The sequence below is a fragment of the Mesorhizobium sp. GbtcB19 genome (assembly GCF_019091085.1).
GTDB lineage: Bacteria > Pseudomonadota > Alphaproteobacteria > Rhizobiales > Rhizobiaceae > Mesorhizobium.
This window is the reverse complement of the sequence record NZ_JAGXJY010000129.1, coordinates 1-413: the sequence shown is the minus strand read 5'-3', so window position 1 is coordinate 413 and position 413 is coordinate 1. Positions and strand designations below refer to the sequence as shown.

Genomic DNA, 413 nt, shown 5'->3' with positions numbered 1-413 from the left:
GATAGAGGAATTAAATAAATTTAATGCTGTTTTAAAAGTATTAAAACAGAATTTTGGTTTAAGGACTCGTGATGAGGTTTGTATATATCTATATCATTCAGCAAAATTGAATTATTTAGAACTGAGTTCTAATAAAAGTTGGTGGTATAGATATTTTGATCAACAATTAATACAAAAAGTTTTAACTAGAGTTGAGGGGGAAGCAGAGGAAATTACAAATGTTCTTAAAAGTTTATTTAATTTATGTAGTTATTCAAACACGTATGATGATCCCGGAGAAATTGTTAATAGTATTATAGTGGATAAAGAAAAATTTAAATATCCAAATGCAGCTAAAAAAATACAGAGCATGTTAAAAGAACTCATTATCTTTGATAAACCAGCTACTACTTTCTGGAGTGTATAGAAATGGC

Annotated in this window: 1 protein-coding gene; it reads left to right on the top strand. The window is 27.4% G+C overall.

Annotated elements, in window-relative coordinates; genetic code table 11:
- Positions 1–406, top strand: a 406-nt coding sequence (locus KVT37_RS31915) for a hypothetical protein (protein WP_217578983.1), incomplete at its 5' end; no start/stop codon positions are given.
- Between the last annotated feature and the right edge of the window lie 7 nt (positions 407–413).